The organism is Dyella sp. EPa41, assembly GCF_016586165.1.
In the GTDB taxonomy this organism is placed as follows: domain Bacteria; phylum Pseudomonadota; class Gammaproteobacteria; order Xanthomonadales; family Rhodanobacteraceae; genus Dyella.
Genome location: NZ_BCPR01000051.1, coordinates 1 through 15,387 on the forward strand (window position 1 = coordinate 1; position 15,387 = coordinate 15,387).

17 protein-coding genes are annotated in these 15,387 nt (G+C 66.2%); 10 read left to right on the top strand and 7 right to left on the bottom strand.

What is annotated here, in order from left to right; translation table 11 throughout:
* From JMF82_RS15360 to JMF82_RS15380, 5 genes are all read right to left on the bottom strand, one after another.
* Nucleotides 1–483 (bottom strand): creatininase family protein (locus JMF82_RS15360; RefSeq protein ID WP_201315431.1); only part of this gene is annotated, 483 nt, incomplete at its 3' end.
* A 156-nt stretch (nucleotides 484–639) separates the two neighbouring features.
* A complete protein-coding gene (locus JMF82_RS15365; RefSeq protein ID WP_236585497.1) occupies nucleotides 640–852 on the bottom strand; it encodes an oxidoreductase-like domain-containing protein in 213 nt (70 codons plus the stop codon).
* A 4-nt stretch (nucleotides 853–856) separates the two neighbouring features.
* Nucleotides 857–1,624 (bottom strand): class I SAM-dependent methyltransferase, encoded by a 768-nt coding sequence (locus JMF82_RS15370; protein WP_201315432.1) that lies wholly within the window; start codon nucleotides 1,622–1,624, stop codon nucleotides 857–859.
* An 87-nt stretch (nucleotides 1,625–1,711) separates the two neighbouring features.
* A complete protein-coding gene (locus JMF82_RS15375; RefSeq protein WP_201315433.1) occupies nucleotides 1,712–3,109 on the bottom strand; it encodes a M20/M25/M40 family metallo-hydrolase in 1,398 nt (465 codons plus the stop codon).
* 113 nt (nucleotides 3,110–3,222) lie between these two features.
* The gene (locus JMF82_RS15380) at nucleotides 3,223–3,831 is read right to left on the bottom strand and encodes a 2'-5' RNA ligase family protein (RefSeq protein WP_201315434.1); all 609 of its coding nucleotides are present in this window, start codon (nucleotides 3,829–3,831) and stop codon (nucleotides 3,223–3,225) included.
* 171 nt (nucleotides 3,832–4,002) lie between these two features.
* Between JMF82_RS15380 and JMF82_RS15385 the strand changes: the two genes are divergently transcribed.
* The 3 genes from JMF82_RS15385 (at nucleotide 4,003) to JMF82_RS15395 (ending at nucleotide 5,532) form a co-directional block, all read left to right on the top strand.
* Complete coding sequence (locus tag JMF82_RS15385) at nucleotides 4,003–4,404, top strand: biopolymer transporter ExbD (RefSeq protein ID WP_201315435.1); 402 nt, start codon at nucleotides 4,003–4,005, stop codon at nucleotides 4,402–4,404.
* 199 nt (nucleotides 4,405–4,603) lie between these two features.
* A complete protein-coding gene (locus JMF82_RS15390) occupies nucleotides 4,604–4,963 on the top strand; it encodes a hypothetical protein (protein WP_201315436.1) in 360 nt (119 codons plus the stop codon).
* 35 nt (nucleotides 4,964–4,998) lie between these two features.
* Nucleotides 4,999–5,532 carry a Spy/CpxP family protein refolding chaperone gene (locus JMF82_RS15395; RefSeq protein WP_201315437.1) on the top strand — a complete coding sequence of 178 codons (534 nt, stop codon included), beginning with the start codon at nucleotides 4,999–5,001 and terminating at the stop codon, nucleotides 5,530–5,532.
* A 48-nt stretch (nucleotides 5,533–5,580) separates the two neighbouring features.
* Here the strand turns inward: JMF82_RS15395 and JMF82_RS15400 are convergent, their stop codons facing one another.
* Entirely contained in the window at nucleotides 5,581–6,234 is a 654-nt protein-coding gene (locus JMF82_RS15400; RefSeq protein WP_201315438.1) for a 2'-5' RNA ligase family protein, read from the bottom strand.
* Between the two features lie 253 nt (nucleotides 6,235–6,487).
* Here JMF82_RS15400 and JMF82_RS15405 point away from each other — a divergent pair, with 253 nt between their 5' ends.
* Together JMF82_RS15405 and JMF82_RS15410 are read left to right on the top strand one after the other, a co-directional pair.
* On the top strand, nucleotides 6,488–6,952 hold the full coding sequence (locus JMF82_RS15405; RefSeq protein ID WP_201315439.1) for a hypothetical protein: 465 nt from the start codon (nucleotides 6,488–6,490) through the stop codon (nucleotides 6,950–6,952).
* Between the two features lie 65 nt (nucleotides 6,953–7,017).
* Entirely contained in the window at nucleotides 7,018–7,287 is a 270-nt protein-coding gene (locus tag JMF82_RS15410) for a GIY-YIG nuclease family protein (RefSeq protein ID WP_201315440.1), read from the top strand.
* A gap of 65 nt (nucleotides 7,288–7,352) precedes the next feature.
* Here JMF82_RS15410 and JMF82_RS15415 read toward each other — a convergent pair whose 3' ends face one another.
* Complete coding sequence (locus JMF82_RS15415; protein ID WP_201315441.1) at nucleotides 7,353–9,659, bottom strand: transferrin receptor-like dimerization domain-containing protein; 2,307 nt, start codon at nucleotides 9,657–9,659, stop codon at nucleotides 7,353–7,355.
* Between the two features lie 333 nt (nucleotides 9,660–9,992).
* Between JMF82_RS15415 and JMF82_RS15420 the strand changes: the two genes are divergently transcribed.
* The 5 genes from JMF82_RS15420 (at nucleotide 9,993) to JMF82_RS15440 (ending at nucleotide 15,344) form a co-directional block, all read left to right on the top strand.
* Nucleotides 9,993–10,613, top strand: a complete 621-nt coding sequence (locus tag JMF82_RS15420) for a hypothetical protein (RefSeq protein ID WP_201315442.1) — start codon at nucleotides 9,993–9,995, stop codon at nucleotides 10,611–10,613.
* Between the two features lie 127 nt (nucleotides 10,614–10,740).
* Nucleotides 10,741–11,091, top strand: coding sequence for a DUF4242 domain-containing protein (locus JMF82_RS15425; RefSeq protein ID WP_201315443.1), 351 nt, complete (start codon nucleotides 10,741–10,743; stop codon nucleotides 11,089–11,091).
* 84 nt (nucleotides 11,092–11,175) lie between these two features.
* On the top strand, nucleotides 11,176–13,758 hold the full coding sequence (locus tag JMF82_RS15430) for a helix-turn-helix transcriptional regulator (protein ID WP_201315444.1): 2,583 nt from the start codon (nucleotides 11,176–11,178) through the stop codon (nucleotides 13,756–13,758).
* 141 nt (nucleotides 13,759–13,899) lie between these two features.
* Nucleotides 13,900–14,613, top strand: coding sequence for a DUF899 family protein (locus tag JMF82_RS15435; protein ID WP_201315445.1), 714 nt, complete (start codon nucleotides 13,900–13,902; stop codon nucleotides 14,611–14,613).
* Nucleotides 14,614–14,756: 143 nt separating this feature from the next.
* Nucleotides 14,757–15,344, top strand: coding sequence for a TetR/AcrR family transcriptional regulator (locus tag JMF82_RS15440; RefSeq protein ID WP_201315446.1), 588 nt, complete (start codon nucleotides 14,757–14,759; stop codon nucleotides 15,342–15,344).
* The last annotated feature ends 43 nt before the right edge of the window (nucleotides 15,345–15,387 follow it).

The window sequence follows — 15,387 nt, forward strand, 5'->3', positions numbered from 1 at the left end:
TGCCTTGTTGAGCTTGGCCGCCACGCGGTCCAGGTCCTTCTGGTAGCCGCCATGGTCACCCAGGAACACCACGTTGCGGAATCCATGCACCGCAAAACTCTGGGCGGCGGATTCCAGCATCTGCTCGAAGACCGCGTCCGGCACGGTGATGGTGCCGGGGAAACGCATGTGCGAACTCGGCGGCGCCACGCCGCCCTCGGGCACATAGGCGACGACCGGCGCGACCAGCGCATTGCCCAACCGCTCGGCGATCTTCTTCGAGAGATACGCGGCGCGCGCGTTGTGCTTGCCCACGGCGATGCCAGGGCCGCTCTGCTCGGTGCCGCCAATGGGAATGATGATGGTGGTCTTGCCCGCCTGGACCTGGTCGCGAATCTCGGTCCAGGTGAGGTCTTCGAGCAGGACGGTGTGGGGCGTCTGCGCGAAGGAGGCGCCTGAGGCCAGCAGCAGGCCAGCGACAAGGGCGAGCAATCGGGAATGCATCGGGACATCCGGTCTAGCGAGGCGGGCAGTGTAAAGCGCGCCCGGCAGGAGCGCACCCGGTGCGCGACCGCGGCGTTCATGCTGTGCCTGGTGTTCTGTGCAATCCGTGGTCGCGCACTGGGTGCGCTCCTACAGAGGCATGCGCGGTGCGCCGAGCTACTCGGGGGATTCGCCGGGATGGCGTTCCTTCCACGCGGCCAGTGCTTCGCGGTAGCGGCCCATCGCCTCGTCGTAGAGGTCGAAGATGCAGGGTACGCAGCCCTGGCCGCAGCAGTCTTCGTCGTCAGGGCGTTGGGGGCGCGTGGGAGGTGGATCGTTGGAGGGCACCGTGGCGCCCTCCTCCGCGCTGGAACCTTGGGGATCGGTCAAAGCATTAGCCAGGCTTGCGGAAACGGTAGACGAACTGGTCGGTGTGACCGCGTATCGCCTTGTCGAAGACCTTGATGTTATGCGGATCGGCCGGATTGCGCAGCACATCGCTTTCGCCGTCGAACTTGAAGCCGACCGATTCCACCTGCTTCTTCACGATGGCGGGATCGATGCGATGCAGCGTATCGGTGTCGCGCATGCCCGAACCCGCTTCGGCCACGTGGTCGATGATCACGAACAGGCCACCCGGCTTGAGCGAGTCGAAGACCTGCTTGTCGAACACCGCCGGATCGACATTGCCCATGAACTTGTCGGGGTAGTCGTGGTAGTTCTGCGAGGTGAACACGAGATCCACCGGCTCAGGCGTCTTGAACTCCTTGGCCGGCACCATCAGCACGCCCACGTTGGCGTAGTGCGGATCGGCCACGAGCGCCTTGGACGTCTGCACGTCGGACTTCGCCTCGATGCCGTATTCATTCGGCCACACCGAGTAGACCTTGCCCTTGGGGCCCACGATCGTGCTGAACACGCGCGTGAAATAGCTGCTGCCCGGTATCAGGTCCACCACCACCTGGCCGGGCTTCACCTCGGCAAAGGTCATGAGGTCGGCGAGCTTGCGGCGGTCGTCGTCGCCGACGTCGTTCTTGCGGGCGGGGTCGTGGATGGCCTCGGTGACGTAGGCGGGGACATTCGAGTGCGCCTGCGGCGCGGCCACCGCGGAGGCGACAGGCAAAGCGAGAGCAACCAGCACGGCTAGAACGGTCGGACGCATGACGAACTCCGTAGTCAGGTGTGGGGCGCCATTCTGCGCCCCCACGGGGCAAACCGCACCAGGAATTTCGGCATACCCGGACGAAGCTCACTTCGCGCCGGGTTTGCCCCCGACGGTGGTGAGCAGCACGTGCCAGTAGGCCACGTCGTCGTAGAAACCCTTGACCGGCACGCGCTCGTTGAGGCCGTGGGCGAACGCATCGCTGGTTTTCATGAACATGCCGTTGACGCCGTAAGTGGGAATGCCCACGGCGCGGAAATACAGGCCATCGGTGGCGCCCGACTCCTGGATCGGCGTGATCGCCACGCCCGGGCGAATGGAGTGCACCGCCTTGGTAACCGCCGCCATCACGTCCGGCCGCAGCGGCGAGGCATCGCTGGCGATGGCCTTGCCGACCAGCTTGACCTCCACTTTCGCACCCACCTGGTCCTGCAGCGCCTGGCGCACGGTGTCGATGGCTACGCCGGGGAACACGCGGCAGTTGATCGTGGCCGTGGCCGACTGCGGCAAGGCGTTGTCAGCATGGCCGCCGCGCAGCAGCGTGGCGATGCAGGTCGTGCGCGTCTTGCCCACTTCCGAGGGCTCGTCGGCCAGCACCGCGGCGGCGGCTTCGTCATGCGGGTTCTTGGCGAAGGCCCGCATGGCTTCGCCCAGCTTGCCCTGCGTGGTGGCGCCCAGCGCCTTGAACGAGGCGATGGTGGTGTCGTTCCACATCACGGGGAACTGGTAGGCCTGCACCTTCTTCAACGCGTCGGCCAGCTCGTAGATGGCGTTGTCCTTGCGCGGCAGCGAACTGTGGCCGCCCGGGTTACGGGTGGTCAGCTCGAAACTGGCGTAGGCCTTCTCGGCCGTCTGCACGCCGAACACCAGCGGCTTGCCCGACTCGCTCAGCTCGCCGCCACCGGCATCGGTGTTGAGCGCATATTCCACGTCGACCAGGTCGCGATGGTTCTTGACCAGGTCTTCCATGGTGTCCTGCGAGGTTTCCTCGTCGCCCGTATAGATGATGACAAGGTCGCGCGTGGGCACGAAGCCTTCCTTCTTGAGGCGGATGAAGTTCGCCGCCAGCACGGTCACGCCGCTCTTGATGTCTTCGGTGCCGCGTCCATAGAAGTAGCCGTTCTCCTCGACCAGCTTGAACGGATCGCGCTGCCAGTCTTCCGGCTTGGCGGTCACCACGTCCATGTGCGCCATCAGCCCGATCGGCTTGCCGCCGCTGCCGTCGCCGCGGTAGCGCACTACCATCGCCGCCGTTTCGCCGTGCGGAATGATATGGATGTCCGAATCCGGGAAGCCCGCCGCGCGAAACTGGTCGGCCAGGTACCTGGCCATCACCGGCACCTGGCCCTGCCCGATCTCCGTCTTGAAGGCGATCAGGCGGCTGAAGATGTCGCGTGCCTGCGCCTGGTTGGAATCCAGCGTGGCGGCCAGGGCCGGCGTGGCAACGGAAAGGGTCAACAGCGAAGCGATCAGCGGTTTGAGCATGGCGCCTTTACCAGCATCGGGAGGAGCCGTGAGTATGTCCTGTTACCGCCGCCATGGGTGGAGCCGCCCGGCATTTTTTTTTCGGGCGAATGGCCTGCAAGACGTCTACGCGTCTAACGCGGCTGCAATCGCCAGGTATCCAGCGTCCGGTAGTCACCACCGCCCACGATGCTGTGCAACAACGCGAAGCCCTCGACCCGCCAGGGGATCGGTTCCACCGGCACGGGCTGCGGCACCGCACCACGGCTGTAGGCAAAAGTGACGTGCGGCGTGAAGCTGCGCGACAGATGAGCGCCCAGGCCGGCACGCAGCAGCGCCTCGCGCAGCGCTTGCCACAAGGCCTGCAATGCCGGAGGCGTTTGCGTGCAACGCAACACGCAGGGCGGCTCGCGACCATGGAACCCCGACGCGCTGTCCAGCACCCATTCGAACGGATCGCCACGCACCTGGCCGCCGGCCGCCGCCGCGGCAGCGGCGATGTCTTCGCGCAGCCTCGGATGGTCACCGAGGAAATGCAGCGTCGCGTGATAACGCGCCGGACGGATCATGCGCGCACGCAGGTGCTGCGAGGCCGCCACGTCGGAGGTGGCCGCTTCGATGCGTGAACGCGTCGCCTCGTCCGGCAGCAAGGCGAAGAAGAGACGATGGATCTGTGCAGGCGCCGACCCGCCCCCGAGCAGATCAGGCTGGATCACATGAGGTGGCGTGCGACGGGAGTTCATGGGCGGCACCTCGGGAAACCCGGCAGAGATTACCGCAACCCGCGCCTTCGGCGGTTCAAGCAGCCGGGACTATCGCCGGCCGGCGACGTGGTTCTATGCTGAAGCCGCCGACGCGTCCCCACGCCCGGCGCCCCACATCGATGCCACATCACGCCGTCAGGAGGAAGAACCATGGCTTTCTCTGCACGTGTCTCGGCTGTTCCCCTCGCGCAAATCAATGTCACGCCACTGGTGGATGTCCTGCTGGTGCTGCTGGTGATCGTGATGATCACTTCACCGGTGCTCACCCACAAGCTGAAGCTCGACCTGCCCCAGCCTGGAAAGACGCCCCTCGTCGATACACCGGAGAGGGTCCGGTTGGCCATCCATGCGGATGGGTCGATGTATTGGAACGATGCTCCGCTCAATCCCGCCATGCTCGAAGCACAGCTGGCCGTGGCCGCTCGCCATCCGTCGCCGCCCAGCCTGCTGGTGGATCCGGCCGATGGCGCCTCCTATCAGGCGGTTGCGGACGTCATCGCCCGTGCGAAACGGCAGGGCCTGGAGAAGATCGACTTCATGATCACTCGTTGAGGTACGCGCGCCGCCTCTCACGCGAGGCGGCGCGCCTGAGCGGCGCATGAAGCGCCGCCTCTGCGCTCACGTCGCACCGACATAAGCAAACGGCGGCCGAAGGCAGGTTCGGCGGGGTCGTCCCATTGGGCGCCCATGCACGTTGCGCCACCTACGCTTGGAGACATGCCGCACCACCGCACAGCCGGAGGGCATGTCGATGAAAGCACGCTACACCAAGCAACTACCGCAGTGGATCGTCACTCCTTTGGTGACCGTCGCATGGCTGGCCATGCCGTTCCAGGCCATGGCCCAGGATCGCTACCACCACGATCGCGCGCCACCACCGCCGCATTACGAACACGACCGCTACGGTCACTACGACCACCGCGAATATCACGAGTACCACGAGCACCACGACGATACCGGCGCCATCGTGGCCGGCGCGCTGCTGGGCGTTGCCGCCGGCGCGGTGATCGTGAACTCGAACACGCCGCAACCACCGCCGACGGTGGTGTACACCTCGCCGCCTCCCCCGCCGCCGCCTGGCGTCGTCTATTACGAGGATGACGGCTATTGATCCGCCCTGTCCTTGGATGAACTAAGGAGTCCGTCATGAAAACATCCATTCGTAGCGTGACGCTGCCTGCGCTGATTGCGTTTGCATTGGCCACCGGCCCCGCGCTGGCGCAGCATTCGGGCCCACAGTTGCCGACATCCACGCCGCCATCGACCAAGGATCACGCGCAGAAGCATGCCGATGCCGTCGAGCGCCGCATTGCCGACCTGCATGCGCAGTTGAAGATCACCGATCAGCAAGCCAAGCAGTGGGACGCCTTTTCGCAGACCATGCGCGACAACGCGCGCAAGGCAGACCAGGCCTTCCGCGAACGCGCCCGGAAGCTGCCGACCATGAGCGCGCCCGATGCGATGAAGTCGTATGCGGATCTCACCGAGACCCACGCAGACAACATGAAAAAACTGGCCTCGGCCTTCAGCGATCTCTATGACGTGCTTTCGCCCGAGCAGAAACAGGTTGCCGACCAGATGTACCGCCATTCCGGCGACCATATGGGCGAACCGGGCAAGCCGGCCAAAGACAGCAAGGGACATGCACCGGCAAGCGCGTCGTCATCGGCCAAGCCGTAACGCGTCGCCCGGAAGAATATCGAGGCACGGCAGTCGCCGTGCCTCGATTCACGTGGGGGGCGCAGCATCCCCATGGAGTCGCCAGCGGCGCTGCATCCGCAACGGACCCAGCGGGTCGCGCGCCGCATAGGTGACGTAGTGCAGCTCGGTAGCGCACAGCGCAACGGGCGGCGCTTCCAGCGCTGCCAGTCTTTGCCTGATCGTGAGCGCATCCACGCTGCGCCGATAAAGGCCCAGGGTGATGTGCGGCACGTAGGAGGCCTGTCTTACCTCATCGCTGATGCTCCCCAGCCATTCGCGCCATCGCGCGATCTGGCCTTCGCCATCACCCACGGGGATGAAGGCGGCGCTGGCGAAACTGTCGGGTTTCGCCAGCGGCAAGGTCACTCGTCGCGGCGCCTCCCGGCGCAGCAGCGCCCATTGCCTGCGCAGCAGGCCGGATGAAAAGTCATCGCCGGCGCGCCGACGCGCCCGGTGGAATCCGCAGACAAAGACCGTCACATGCGGCTGGCGCCTCGGGCTCGGATGCAACAGGTCCGCCAAGGCGTGGCGCATCCGTGCCACGTAATCGAGCAAGGCCGGCTGCACGACAGGCAAGACCCACACACCGTAGCGTTTGCGCCCGCGATGCCACTCGGGGTAATCGCGCAGCTCGGCGACCAGCGTTTCGACGGGACTGGTTTCGGGGTCGGAGAACAACATGCCGACGATGCTATCGAGTCCATCGCTGCGGCGCACTGGATGACCTGAGGCGCCGATCGGTGGGTCGAATCGCACGGGGAAAATGGCCCTTCCAGGTTTCGGCGTCGCAGCTCGACGTTCCCGGGCATCCTTGCCGGCGAGGCCGTGCAGAACCAGGATAAACGGCACATCGCCCCGCCACGGAACAGCCACTAGAGTAGCCCGGCCTGGATAGCCCCCGCGTCCGCGGGAGACCAGTGACCTGGAGACCGTCATGCCCCGTACGCGTCATTCCACCCTCGCCGCCATCCTCTGGGGCGGCTTCGTCGCCGGCACCGTGGACATCGGTGCAGCTTCGCTGATCAGCGGCTACAGCCCCATCGTCATCCTGAAGTACGTCGCGGGCGGCCTGCTCGGTCGCGGATCACTCGCCGGCGGCATGGGCAACGCCGTGTTGGGCCTGGTGCTGCAATGGATCATGTCCATCGTCATCGCCGCCATCTTCGTCGTGCTCCTGCGCAAACGCGTTGCCAGGCCAAACCTGTGGACAGCCTGGGGCATCGCCTACGGCGCGGTCGTCTTCGCGGTGATGAACTACGTGGTCGTCCCACTCTCGGCCTTGCACAGCGTGCCGCACTTCAGCGTTTTCAGCTTCGTCGCGAACCTGGCCGCGATGCTCTTGTTCGGCTGGATCATTGCCTTCTTCGCCAGGCTCATGTTGCGAACCGAGGCGGCATAACCGGGATTTGTCGCGGCGAGGCGAACGCGGCACACTGCCGCGCACCGAAAAGATCGCCTCGCCGCATGTCCTCGACCACAGCACGCACCTGGTGGCTCTACCTGCTCGAATGCCAGGACGGATCGTTCTACGCAGGCATCACCACCGATGTGGATGCGCGCTACGCGGCACATGCCTCGGGTCGAGGCGCCCGCTACACGCGCTCGCACCCGCCACTGCGATTGATCGGCGCGCGTGCGTATGAAAGCCGCGCGGCGGCGTCGCGTGCCGAGTGGGAGATCAAGCAGTTGCCGAAGCACCGGAAGCCCGGCTTCCTGACGATGGAACAGGCCTGAGGCTCATCGAATCGCCAGCGATGCCCCATCCCGGCGAGCGCCGGAACGGGGCCTCGGCAAGGCGATCAGGAAGCCTTTTTCAACAGCGCCGTCAACTTGTCGAGCTGCGCGCGATAGCCGTCCAGCGTTTTCGCCGTGACGACGGCATAGCGGTTTGCTTCGTCCCAGCGCCGTGCCTCCAATGCCTCGCGCACGCCCGGCACGGTCTTTACTTCATAGCCGGTGAGCATGCCGGGGGCGTAGATCATGTGCTGGAACCATGGACGGCCAGGCAGGCCCGAGCGGTCGGAGAGCGACTGCTCCATGCGGCCAATCAGCGCGTTCAATTCCTGCTGCTGCGACGCCGGGAACTTCAGGCCTGCGGCGGCACGCTCCTGGTAGGCCGCTTCATACGCCTGCGTGCTCGCCTTGAGCTTCTTCACGGCATCGTCCAGCGGCGCGAGCTTGATGTCGGGTACATCGGAGTCGCGTGCCGGCGGCGCCACCGGTCGCGTCGGATCGGACACCAGCGCGTAAGCCTTGCCGTCCAGCAGCTTGTGCTGCTCTTCCGTGTCTTTGCGGGTGTTGTCCGCCAGCTTGTGGAGCTCGCCCAGGTAACGGTCCATCGTGTCGCCGAAATCGCTGAAGCGCAGCGGCAGCACGTTGGCGTCGGCCATGCGCAACACCACATGGCCGGCGACCTTGGACAACGCCACGCCGTACTCGAACGAAGGATCGCCGAAGCGCACGTAGTGATCGAACGAATCGTACTGCGAGTGGTAGATGCCGCCGTTGTCGTCTTCGCCGCCGAAACCCAGGTCGAGCGAGGCAATGCCCAGGTGCTCCAGGAACGCGCTGTAGTCGGAGCCCGAACCCAGCGCGCCGATCGGCACGTCGCCGCCTGCCGCCGCCAGCTTCGCGATCTCCTTCGCCTCGGGCTTGGCGTCCTTCTCGCTGCCATCCACCAGCACGCGCGCCCGCATGCGCTCGCGCACGCTCACCTTCGTCTCGGGGTCGGTCACGCTGTCGGCGGCCTGGTTCACCAGGTGCTGCAGCGAGTGACTGCCCTCGGCGCGCAGGAAGCCTCGGCCGTTGGTATCGGAGTTGAGATAGAGCACGGCCTTCTGCTTGAGCTCGTCAGCATGCGTCTCCGCCCACTCGGTGGAACCGAGCAGGCCGGGTTCCTCGCCGTCCCAGCTCGCATAGACCAAGGTGCGCTGGGGCTTCCAGCCCTGCTTGTAGAGCGTGCCGATCGCTTTCGCCTCGGCGAGCAACGCGACATTGCCAGCGAGCGGATCCCACGCGCCGAACACCCAGCCATCGTGGTGATTGCCGCGCACGATCCACTGGTCGGGCTCGGTGGAACCCTTGAGCACCGCGATCACGTCGTAGATCGGCTTCTGGCCCCAGTCGGACTGCACGGTCAGATGCGCAGGCGCGGTGCTCGGGCCCATGTGGTAGGTCAACGCCAGTGAGCCGCGCCAGTTCGATGGCGCCACCGGACCGGTCAGCGATTTCAGCAACGGCGTGGCGTCCGCATAGGAAATCGGCAGCACCGGTATCTTCAGGACGGTCTTGGCGTCCTTCAGCGCCAGGCGCTTGGCATTCGGCGTGGAACCATAGCCTGGCGTCAGCGGATCGCCGGGGTACTGCTGCATGTCCGCCACCGAGCCGCGTTGCACGCCGTTCTCCGGGCGCCAACCGCCATCGGGATAGGTATCGCCATGCGCGTAACCGTCGTCGTGCGGATCGGAATAGATCAGGCAGCCCACGGCGCCGTGCTCCTGCGCGAGCTTGGGCTTGAGGCCACGCCAGCCGCCGCCGTAGCGCGTGATGACGATCTTGCCGCGCACGTCGATGCCGCGACGCGCCAGTTCCTTGTAGTCGTCCGGCATGCCGTAGTTGGCGTAGACCAGCGGCGCGGTGACGTCGCCGTCACCACCGTAGACGTTGTAGGGCGGCAACGCGTTTTCGCGAATGCCCGACGTGGCGTCGCCCGCCACGGCCGGTTCGCTGAGCCTGGCGGTGAATGGCTTGTCGCCCTTGAGCTCCAGCGCCACCTTCTTCGGCGTCGGGTAGAGCACGTTGAACGTCTCGATGCGCGCGTCCCAGCCCCATTCCTTGAACTTTGCCAGCATGAACTCCGCATTGGCCTTGTCATGCGGCGAGCCCACCTGGTTGGGTTGCGAGGCCATCTGCCTGAGCCATTCGCGCTGGTCGGCGGGATCGAGCAGGGCGTCGAAGCGCTGCTCCAGGCTTTGTTGCGCCGCCGCGCCATCCTGGGCAAACCCCAGCATGCCGTTGCCCTGGCCAGGATCGTCCACAGCCAGGGCGCTGCCCATCGTTGCCAACAGGCAGGCCGCCAGCAGCGGCCGGATCGTCAATCGGGTCATGCCCTTCTCTCCCCAGGTAGTCATGCCAAGTCAGGCGCGGCCGGTCAGCCGGCACCCATCACCTTCAAGCCGCGCGCGGAGCCACGGTGCCAGCGAAAAACGCTGTCGTGTCAGTTATAGCAAGCATCAAGACGCCATCGCGTAGGACAGAGGTCACGCTTTTGGCGGCAAGGACGTCCAGACCTCGAAGCGGGTTCCGCAAGAGGCTGCGACGGCAGATCGCCTGACCGGCCGGCGAAACGGGCGGATGACTGAAGTTTCCCGCGGGCATGCCGATACATGGGACATGCCTCGATCACGGGTGCGCATGGCGCCCCATTGCGCGGGAACGACATGCTGCAACCGTCACCGAACATCGCCTACCTCAAGGCCGCCTGGGCGGCCTTCACCGGCATCAGCGGCACCAATGCCGGCCAGAGCTACGAAGCGGCCGGCCTGAGCTTCGCGCGCATCAATCATTCCACGCTGGTGCTCAAGGATCGCGTGCAGGTGTCCACGATGCCGCTGCATTACACGCGGCACGAGTTGCGCACGGGCTTTCTTGGTCGCATCGAGAACGAAGTGCGCAAGGCTGTTGCGCAGATGGAAGCGGTGCTGCTGCGCGACCTGTGCATTCCCTACGGCCACGAACTGGTGGTCGAGCTCGAGGAAGGGCTGCGCCAGCTCCGCCGGCGCGGCCATCGTTCGCTCAGCATCCTGGTTCGTCCCGGCGACCACGACATGCTGGAAACCCGCGCGCAGATCGAAATGCGCGTGTTCCTCGATTCGCCGCGCGCCTGCCTGTTCGCCAGCCTTTCCGATGCGGGCGGCACGAAGCAGGTCGATGTGCTCGCCCAGGCCTCCAAGCGCGCCCGCGTACCGCGGGCGGCCAGCTATGCCGAACTGGCACAGCAGATGGCGGATACCCTCAACGCCGCGGTGGCACCCTACCTGACCGAGCGTCTCGCGGCCTGACGCGACGCCACGCAATATGGGTAATGACCGGAGGCAATCTGGGGGACTTCCCCGATGTTGCCCGCAAGGCATCTTCCTAGTCTGAGCTCGCAGCCGATACGCGCTGCGATGCCAAGAGGAAGCCGCCATGCCGCGTTATGTCGTCGAACGTTCCTTCCCGGAAGGACTCTCGCTCCCCACCAACGTCGCCGGCGCCGCCAAGTGCGTCGACATCGTCAACACCAATGCCGAGGAAGGCGTGACCTGGCTGCACTCCTACGTGAGTGCGGACCATGCCAGGACGTATTGCGTCTACGACGCCCCCAATCCCGAAGCGATTCGCCAGGTGGCGCGGCGCAACGGACTGCCGGTGGACCAGATCACCGAGATCTCCGTGCTCAACCCGTATTTCTATCTCAGCATGGCGGGAGCCAGCCGCGCCGCCGCCAATCGCACGGTGTATCGAGCCCCGTGGCGACCGTTCCGCTATTTTCTCTGATAGTGCGAACGGCCTAGGAAAACCGGCGTCTCTTCGGCACGGAAGGTTGGTGCAACAATCGACGGGCTCCCGGGAGCTTGAGTCGTGGAACTGATCGAACGTGACTACGCCTTGCAGCGTCTGAACGACGCGCTTGCGCTGGCGCGGCAAGGCGCCGGTCGCACCGCACTGGTCTATGGCGAGGCAGGCATCGGCAAGACATCGCTGGTGCAATGCCTCGCCGCCGCGCATGAGCACGATCACCTGTTGCGCGGCTGGTGCGAAGCGTTGTTCTCGCCACAGCCCCTCGGCCCGCTGTACGACATGGCCGATGTCTTCAGCGCACGCACGCGGGACCTGCTCGGGCGCGAAGGCCGGCGTGCCGAGCTCTTCGCCTCGCTGCTCGCCGACCTCAAGTCGTTCGAGGGCACCACGCTGATCGTCCTTGAGGACCTGCATTGGGCCGATGCGGCCACGCTGGACCTGGTGAAGTATCTCGCCCGCCGCATCCAGCACACGCATGCGATGCTGGTGCTTACCTACCGCGATGACGAGTTGAACGAGCGGCATCCGCTGCGGCTTCTGTTCGGCGAATTGCCTTCGGATGTCGCCTTGCGCATTCCCTTGCTCCCGCTGTCCGAAGCGGCGGTCAACGACCTGGCGCAACGCTGTGGCCGCCCGTGCGAAGGCCTGTATGCCGCCACCGCCGGCAATCCCTTCTTCGTCACCGAGGCCTTGAGCGCCGAGGGCGTGCCGGCGAGCGTGCGCGATGCCGTGCTTGCGCGTGCGGCGCGACAGCCACCCTCGGTGCGCGCCATCCTCGACCTCGCCGCCATCGTTCCCGCGCGCATCGATGTCTCGCTGGTTGATGCGCTGCTTGCACCCTCGCGCGAGGACATCGCCAGCGTGCTCGTTTCCGGCCTGCTGCTGGCCCAGGGCGGCAGCTACGCCTACCGGCACGAGCTTGCGCGCATCGCGGTGGAACAGGCCTTGCCGCCACCGCTCGCGGCATCGCTGCATGCACGCGTGCTGCGCCATCTGGAAAAGCGCGACGACGTGCCGATGGCCCGGCTCGTCCATCACGCGGCAGGCGCGGGCCTGTCCGAATCCGTGATGACCTATGCGCCACAGGCCGCGGCGCAGGCGGCGCTGCACGGCTCGCACTGCGACGCGGCGTGGCTCTACGGCAAGGCGCTCGCCCACGCGTCCGGCCTTTCGGACGAAGCCTGCGCCGACCTGCTCGAACGCCATGCCTACCAGTGCTACCTCACCAGCCAGATCGATGCCGCGATCGATGCGTACGCGTCGGCGCTGGCGCTTTGGCGCAAGCTCGGCAACGTGCTGCAGCAAGGCCATGTGCTGCGCTGGCTCTCCCGCGTGTACTGGGTGGCCGGGCGCAACGCCGAGGCCGACGCGTATGCGGAACAGGCCGTCCAATGGCTGGAGTCCTGCGATGCGGGCAAGGAGCTGACCTGGGCCTTGAGCAACCGCTCGCAACTGCACATGCTCGCCGGCCGCACGGATGAAGCGGTCGCCTGGGGAACGCGCGCGATCGAACTGGCCACGCGCGACGGCGATACGGAGATACTCGCGCACGCACTCAACAACGTCGGCACGGCGCGCGCGGCGCGCGGACATGTCGATGGCGCCGGCATGATCGAGCGCAGCCTGGAGATCTCCCTCGAGCACGGCTACGGCGAACACGCGGCGCGCGCCTTTGCCAACCTCACCAGCACCGCGGTCACCACGCGCGACTACACCGCCGCGCAATGGCATATCGGCCGGGCTGCCGTCTACTTCGCGGACCGCGACCTGGACTCGTGGTCGCACTACGTCATGGCCTACCAGGCGCGGCTCGACTTCGAGCAGGGGCGCTGGGAAGCCGCCGGCGCCCTCGCCAGCCGGCTGCTTGCACGGGCGGACATCACGCCGATCTCGCGCATTCCCACACTTGCCGTGCTGGCACGCATCCGGCTGCGGCGTGGCGATCCCGGCGCCGAAGCCCTGCTGGAGGACGTCACCCAGCTGGCCAGCGCCACCGGCGAACTGCAACGACTGGCGCCGGTGGCCGCCGCACGCGCCGAGGCGTCCTGGCTGCGGGGCGAGCCCGCGCTGGACGACCCCATCGTGAGACTGACCTGCGCCCAGGCGGCCGGACTGCATGACCCCCGCGCCCTGGGTGAATTGCGTTTCTGGTGTCGCCTGAGCGGCGCCGACTGGGACGGCGAGGGAGAGATCGAGCCGGTCTTCGCCTGGCAGAACGAAGGCCAGTGGCAACAAGCCGCGCTGGCCTGGCAAGGACTGGGCTGCCCCTTCGAGCGGGCCTTTGCCTTGCTGGAAGGCGACGAAGCCGGCATGGCCGAGGCGCTTGCCACGCTGAACGCCCTCGATGCCTGCGCCTCGCTGCGGCGCAGCCGCGAACTGCTGTCCCGCGCTGGCGTGCGCGGCCTGGCACGCGGCCCGCGGGCCAGCACGTCGGCCCATCCGGCAGGCCTGACGCTACGCGAGCGCCAGATTCTCACCCTGCTCTCGCAGGGCTTGTCCAACGTCGAGATCGCCTGCCGCCTCGCACGATCGGAGAAGACGGTGGAACACCACGTGTCGGCCGTATTGCGCAAGCTGGACGCGCATACACGCACAGAGGCGGTGATGCTTGCCGGGCGTCTCGGGCTGGGCGAGCCACACTGATCGCGAATGCGTCGCGGCAATGTCGAAAACCGCGTCCCCTGTTCGTCTCCCTTGGGGAGACGTCTTCACGCTGGCGGGTACGCGGCGTGGGCAACGTCCCGCAACTGAACCGCCCCCACGCCACTGACGAGGTCATCCGCCATGAACGATGTAGCCACGCTTGTCCCCGCCGCCGAACTCGTGCGACGCAATGGCATGCGCTTTCCCCGCGAAAGCGAGGACTACCGCCGCGCCCGCGACGCCTTGCTTGCCGAGGAGATCGAACTTCGCCGGCAGATCGAACGCGTGGCCGAGCAGCGTCGCGCCTTGCCGCCCGGCCCCGAGGTGAAAGGCGACTACCGCTTCATGGGCGAGGAAGGCCCGGTCGATTTCGCCGGTTTGTTCGGCGACAAGCAGACCCTGGTCACCTACAGCTACATGTTCGGACCGCAGCGCGAGCGTCCCTGCCCCATGTGCACGTCGCTGCTCGCCGCGTGGGACGGTGAAGCGCGCGACATCGGGCAACGCGTGTCGCTGGCGGTCATTGCACGCTCGCCGATCGAACGCCTGGTGGCATTCAAGAAGCAGCGCGGCTGGCAGGCGTTGCGGCTGTACTGCGACCTCAACGGCGAGTTCAGCCGTGACTACAACGCGATCGGCGAGAACGACGGCGATGAGCCGGCCTTCAACGTGTTCACCCGCCGCGATGGGGTGATCCGTCTGTTCTGGGCGGGTGAAATGGGTTTCGCGACCGCCGACCCGGGCCAGGACCCGCGCGGCGCGCCGGACCTGATGCCGTTGTGGACCGTGCTCGATTGCACGCCCGAAGGACGCGGCCTGGACTGGTATCCCAAGCTGGACTATCCGAACGGCTGAGCAAGGCGCGCCGCCGCCATCGGCTGCCGACGCCGTCATGGTCTGACCGGGCGGAAGCGGTGTGTCGCCGCCGGTGCCTGCATCGGCCGGATCGCCGTCCACATTACTTGACTATTCGTTCCATAACTGCCAGGATGCGCGTCATGGCACGACCACGCGCATTCGACCGGGACCAGGTCCTGGATATCGCCATCGAGGTCTTTCGGCAGAAAGGCTTCGAGGGCACCAGCACGGACGATCTCATCACGGCGATGCAGATCGGCCGGCAAAGCCTCTACGCCACCTTTGGCGACAAGCGCTCGCTCTACCTCGAAGCGCTGCGTCGCTACAACACCAACAGCATCGTGGACTTGCTGGATGCGCGCCGTGACGCGACGTCCCCGCGCCAGGCCGTCGAGGCGCTGCTGCTCGCCTTCGCCGAACAGGCCGGCCAGCCAGCGGCCAGCGCCTGCCTGGGCGTGAACTCCATCTGCGAGTTCGGCACCTCGGATGGTGACGTGGTGCGCATCAATCACGAAAGCGGCCAGACCTTGCAGCGTTTCCTGGAGCGCAACCTGCGCGAAGCCCAACAGCAGGGCGAAGTGGACAGGTCGCTGGACACAAGGGGCGCCGCGCAGTTCATCGCCGTCACCCTGATGGGCATGAAGGTAAGCGCCCGCGCCGGTGCGGACACGGCCACGTTGCGGAACATCGCGCAAATGGCCTTGCGAAGCCTCGACGGCCCGCCCTGAGCGGTTGGGCTTTTTTTATTTACCCAATTTTAGACTATTTGGT

What these genes read in the sequence shown, in the direction of transcription:
- JMF82_RS15425 (WP_201315443.1), top strand. Translation starts at nt 10,741, where the DNA reads ATGCCGCGTTATGTCGTCGAACGTTCCTTCCCGGAAGGACTCTCGCTC.
- JMF82_RS15415 (WP_201315441.1), bottom strand. Translation starts at nt 9,659, where the DNA reads ATGACCCGATTGACGATCCGGCCGCTGCTGGCGGCCTGCCTGTTGGCA.
- JMF82_RS15420 (WP_201315442.1), top strand. Translation starts at nt 9,993, where the DNA reads ATGCTGCAACCGTCACCGAACATCGCCTACCTCAAGGCCGCCTGGGCG.
- JMF82_RS15405 (WP_201315439.1), top strand. Translation starts at nt 6,488, where the DNA reads ATGCCCCGTACGCGTCATTCCACCCTCGCCGCCATCCTCTGGGGCGGC.
- JMF82_RS15410 (WP_201315440.1), top strand. Translation starts at nt 7,018, where the DNA reads ATGTCCTCGACCACAGCACGCACCTGGTGGCTCTACCTGCTCGAATGC.
- JMF82_RS15400 (WP_201315438.1), bottom strand. Translation starts at nt 6,234, where the DNA reads ATGTTGTTCTCCGACCCCGAAACCAGTCCCGTCGAAACGCTGGTCGCC.
- JMF82_RS15440 (WP_201315446.1), top strand. Translation starts at nt 14,757, where the DNA reads ATGGCACGACCACGCGCATTCGACCGGGACCAGGTCCTGGATATCGCC.
- JMF82_RS15385 (WP_201315435.1), top strand. Translation starts at nt 4,003, where the DNA reads ATGGCTTTCTCTGCACGTGTCTCGGCTGTTCCCCTCGCGCAAATCAAT.
- JMF82_RS15435 (WP_201315445.1), top strand. Translation starts at nt 13,900, where the DNA reads ATGAACGATGTAGCCACGCTTGTCCCCGCCGCCGAACTCGTGCGACGC.
- JMF82_RS15380 (WP_201315434.1), bottom strand. Translation starts at nt 3,831, where the DNA reads ATGAACTCCCGTCGCACGCCACCTCATGTGATCCAGCCTGATCTGCTC.
- JMF82_RS15375 (WP_201315433.1), bottom strand. Translation starts at nt 3,109, where the DNA reads ATGCTCAAACCGCTGATCGCTTCGCTGTTGACCCTTTCCGTTGCCACG.
- JMF82_RS15370 (WP_201315432.1), bottom strand. Translation starts at nt 1,624, where the DNA reads ATGCGTCCGACCGTTCTAGCCGTGCTGGTTGCTCTCGCTTTGCCTGTC.
- JMF82_RS15395 (WP_201315437.1), top strand. Translation starts at nt 4,999, where the DNA reads ATGAAAACATCCATTCGTAGCGTGACGCTGCCTGCGCTGATTGCGTTT.
- JMF82_RS15390 (WP_201315436.1), top strand. Translation starts at nt 4,604, where the DNA reads ATGAAAGCACGCTACACCAAGCAACTACCGCAGTGGATCGTCACTCCT.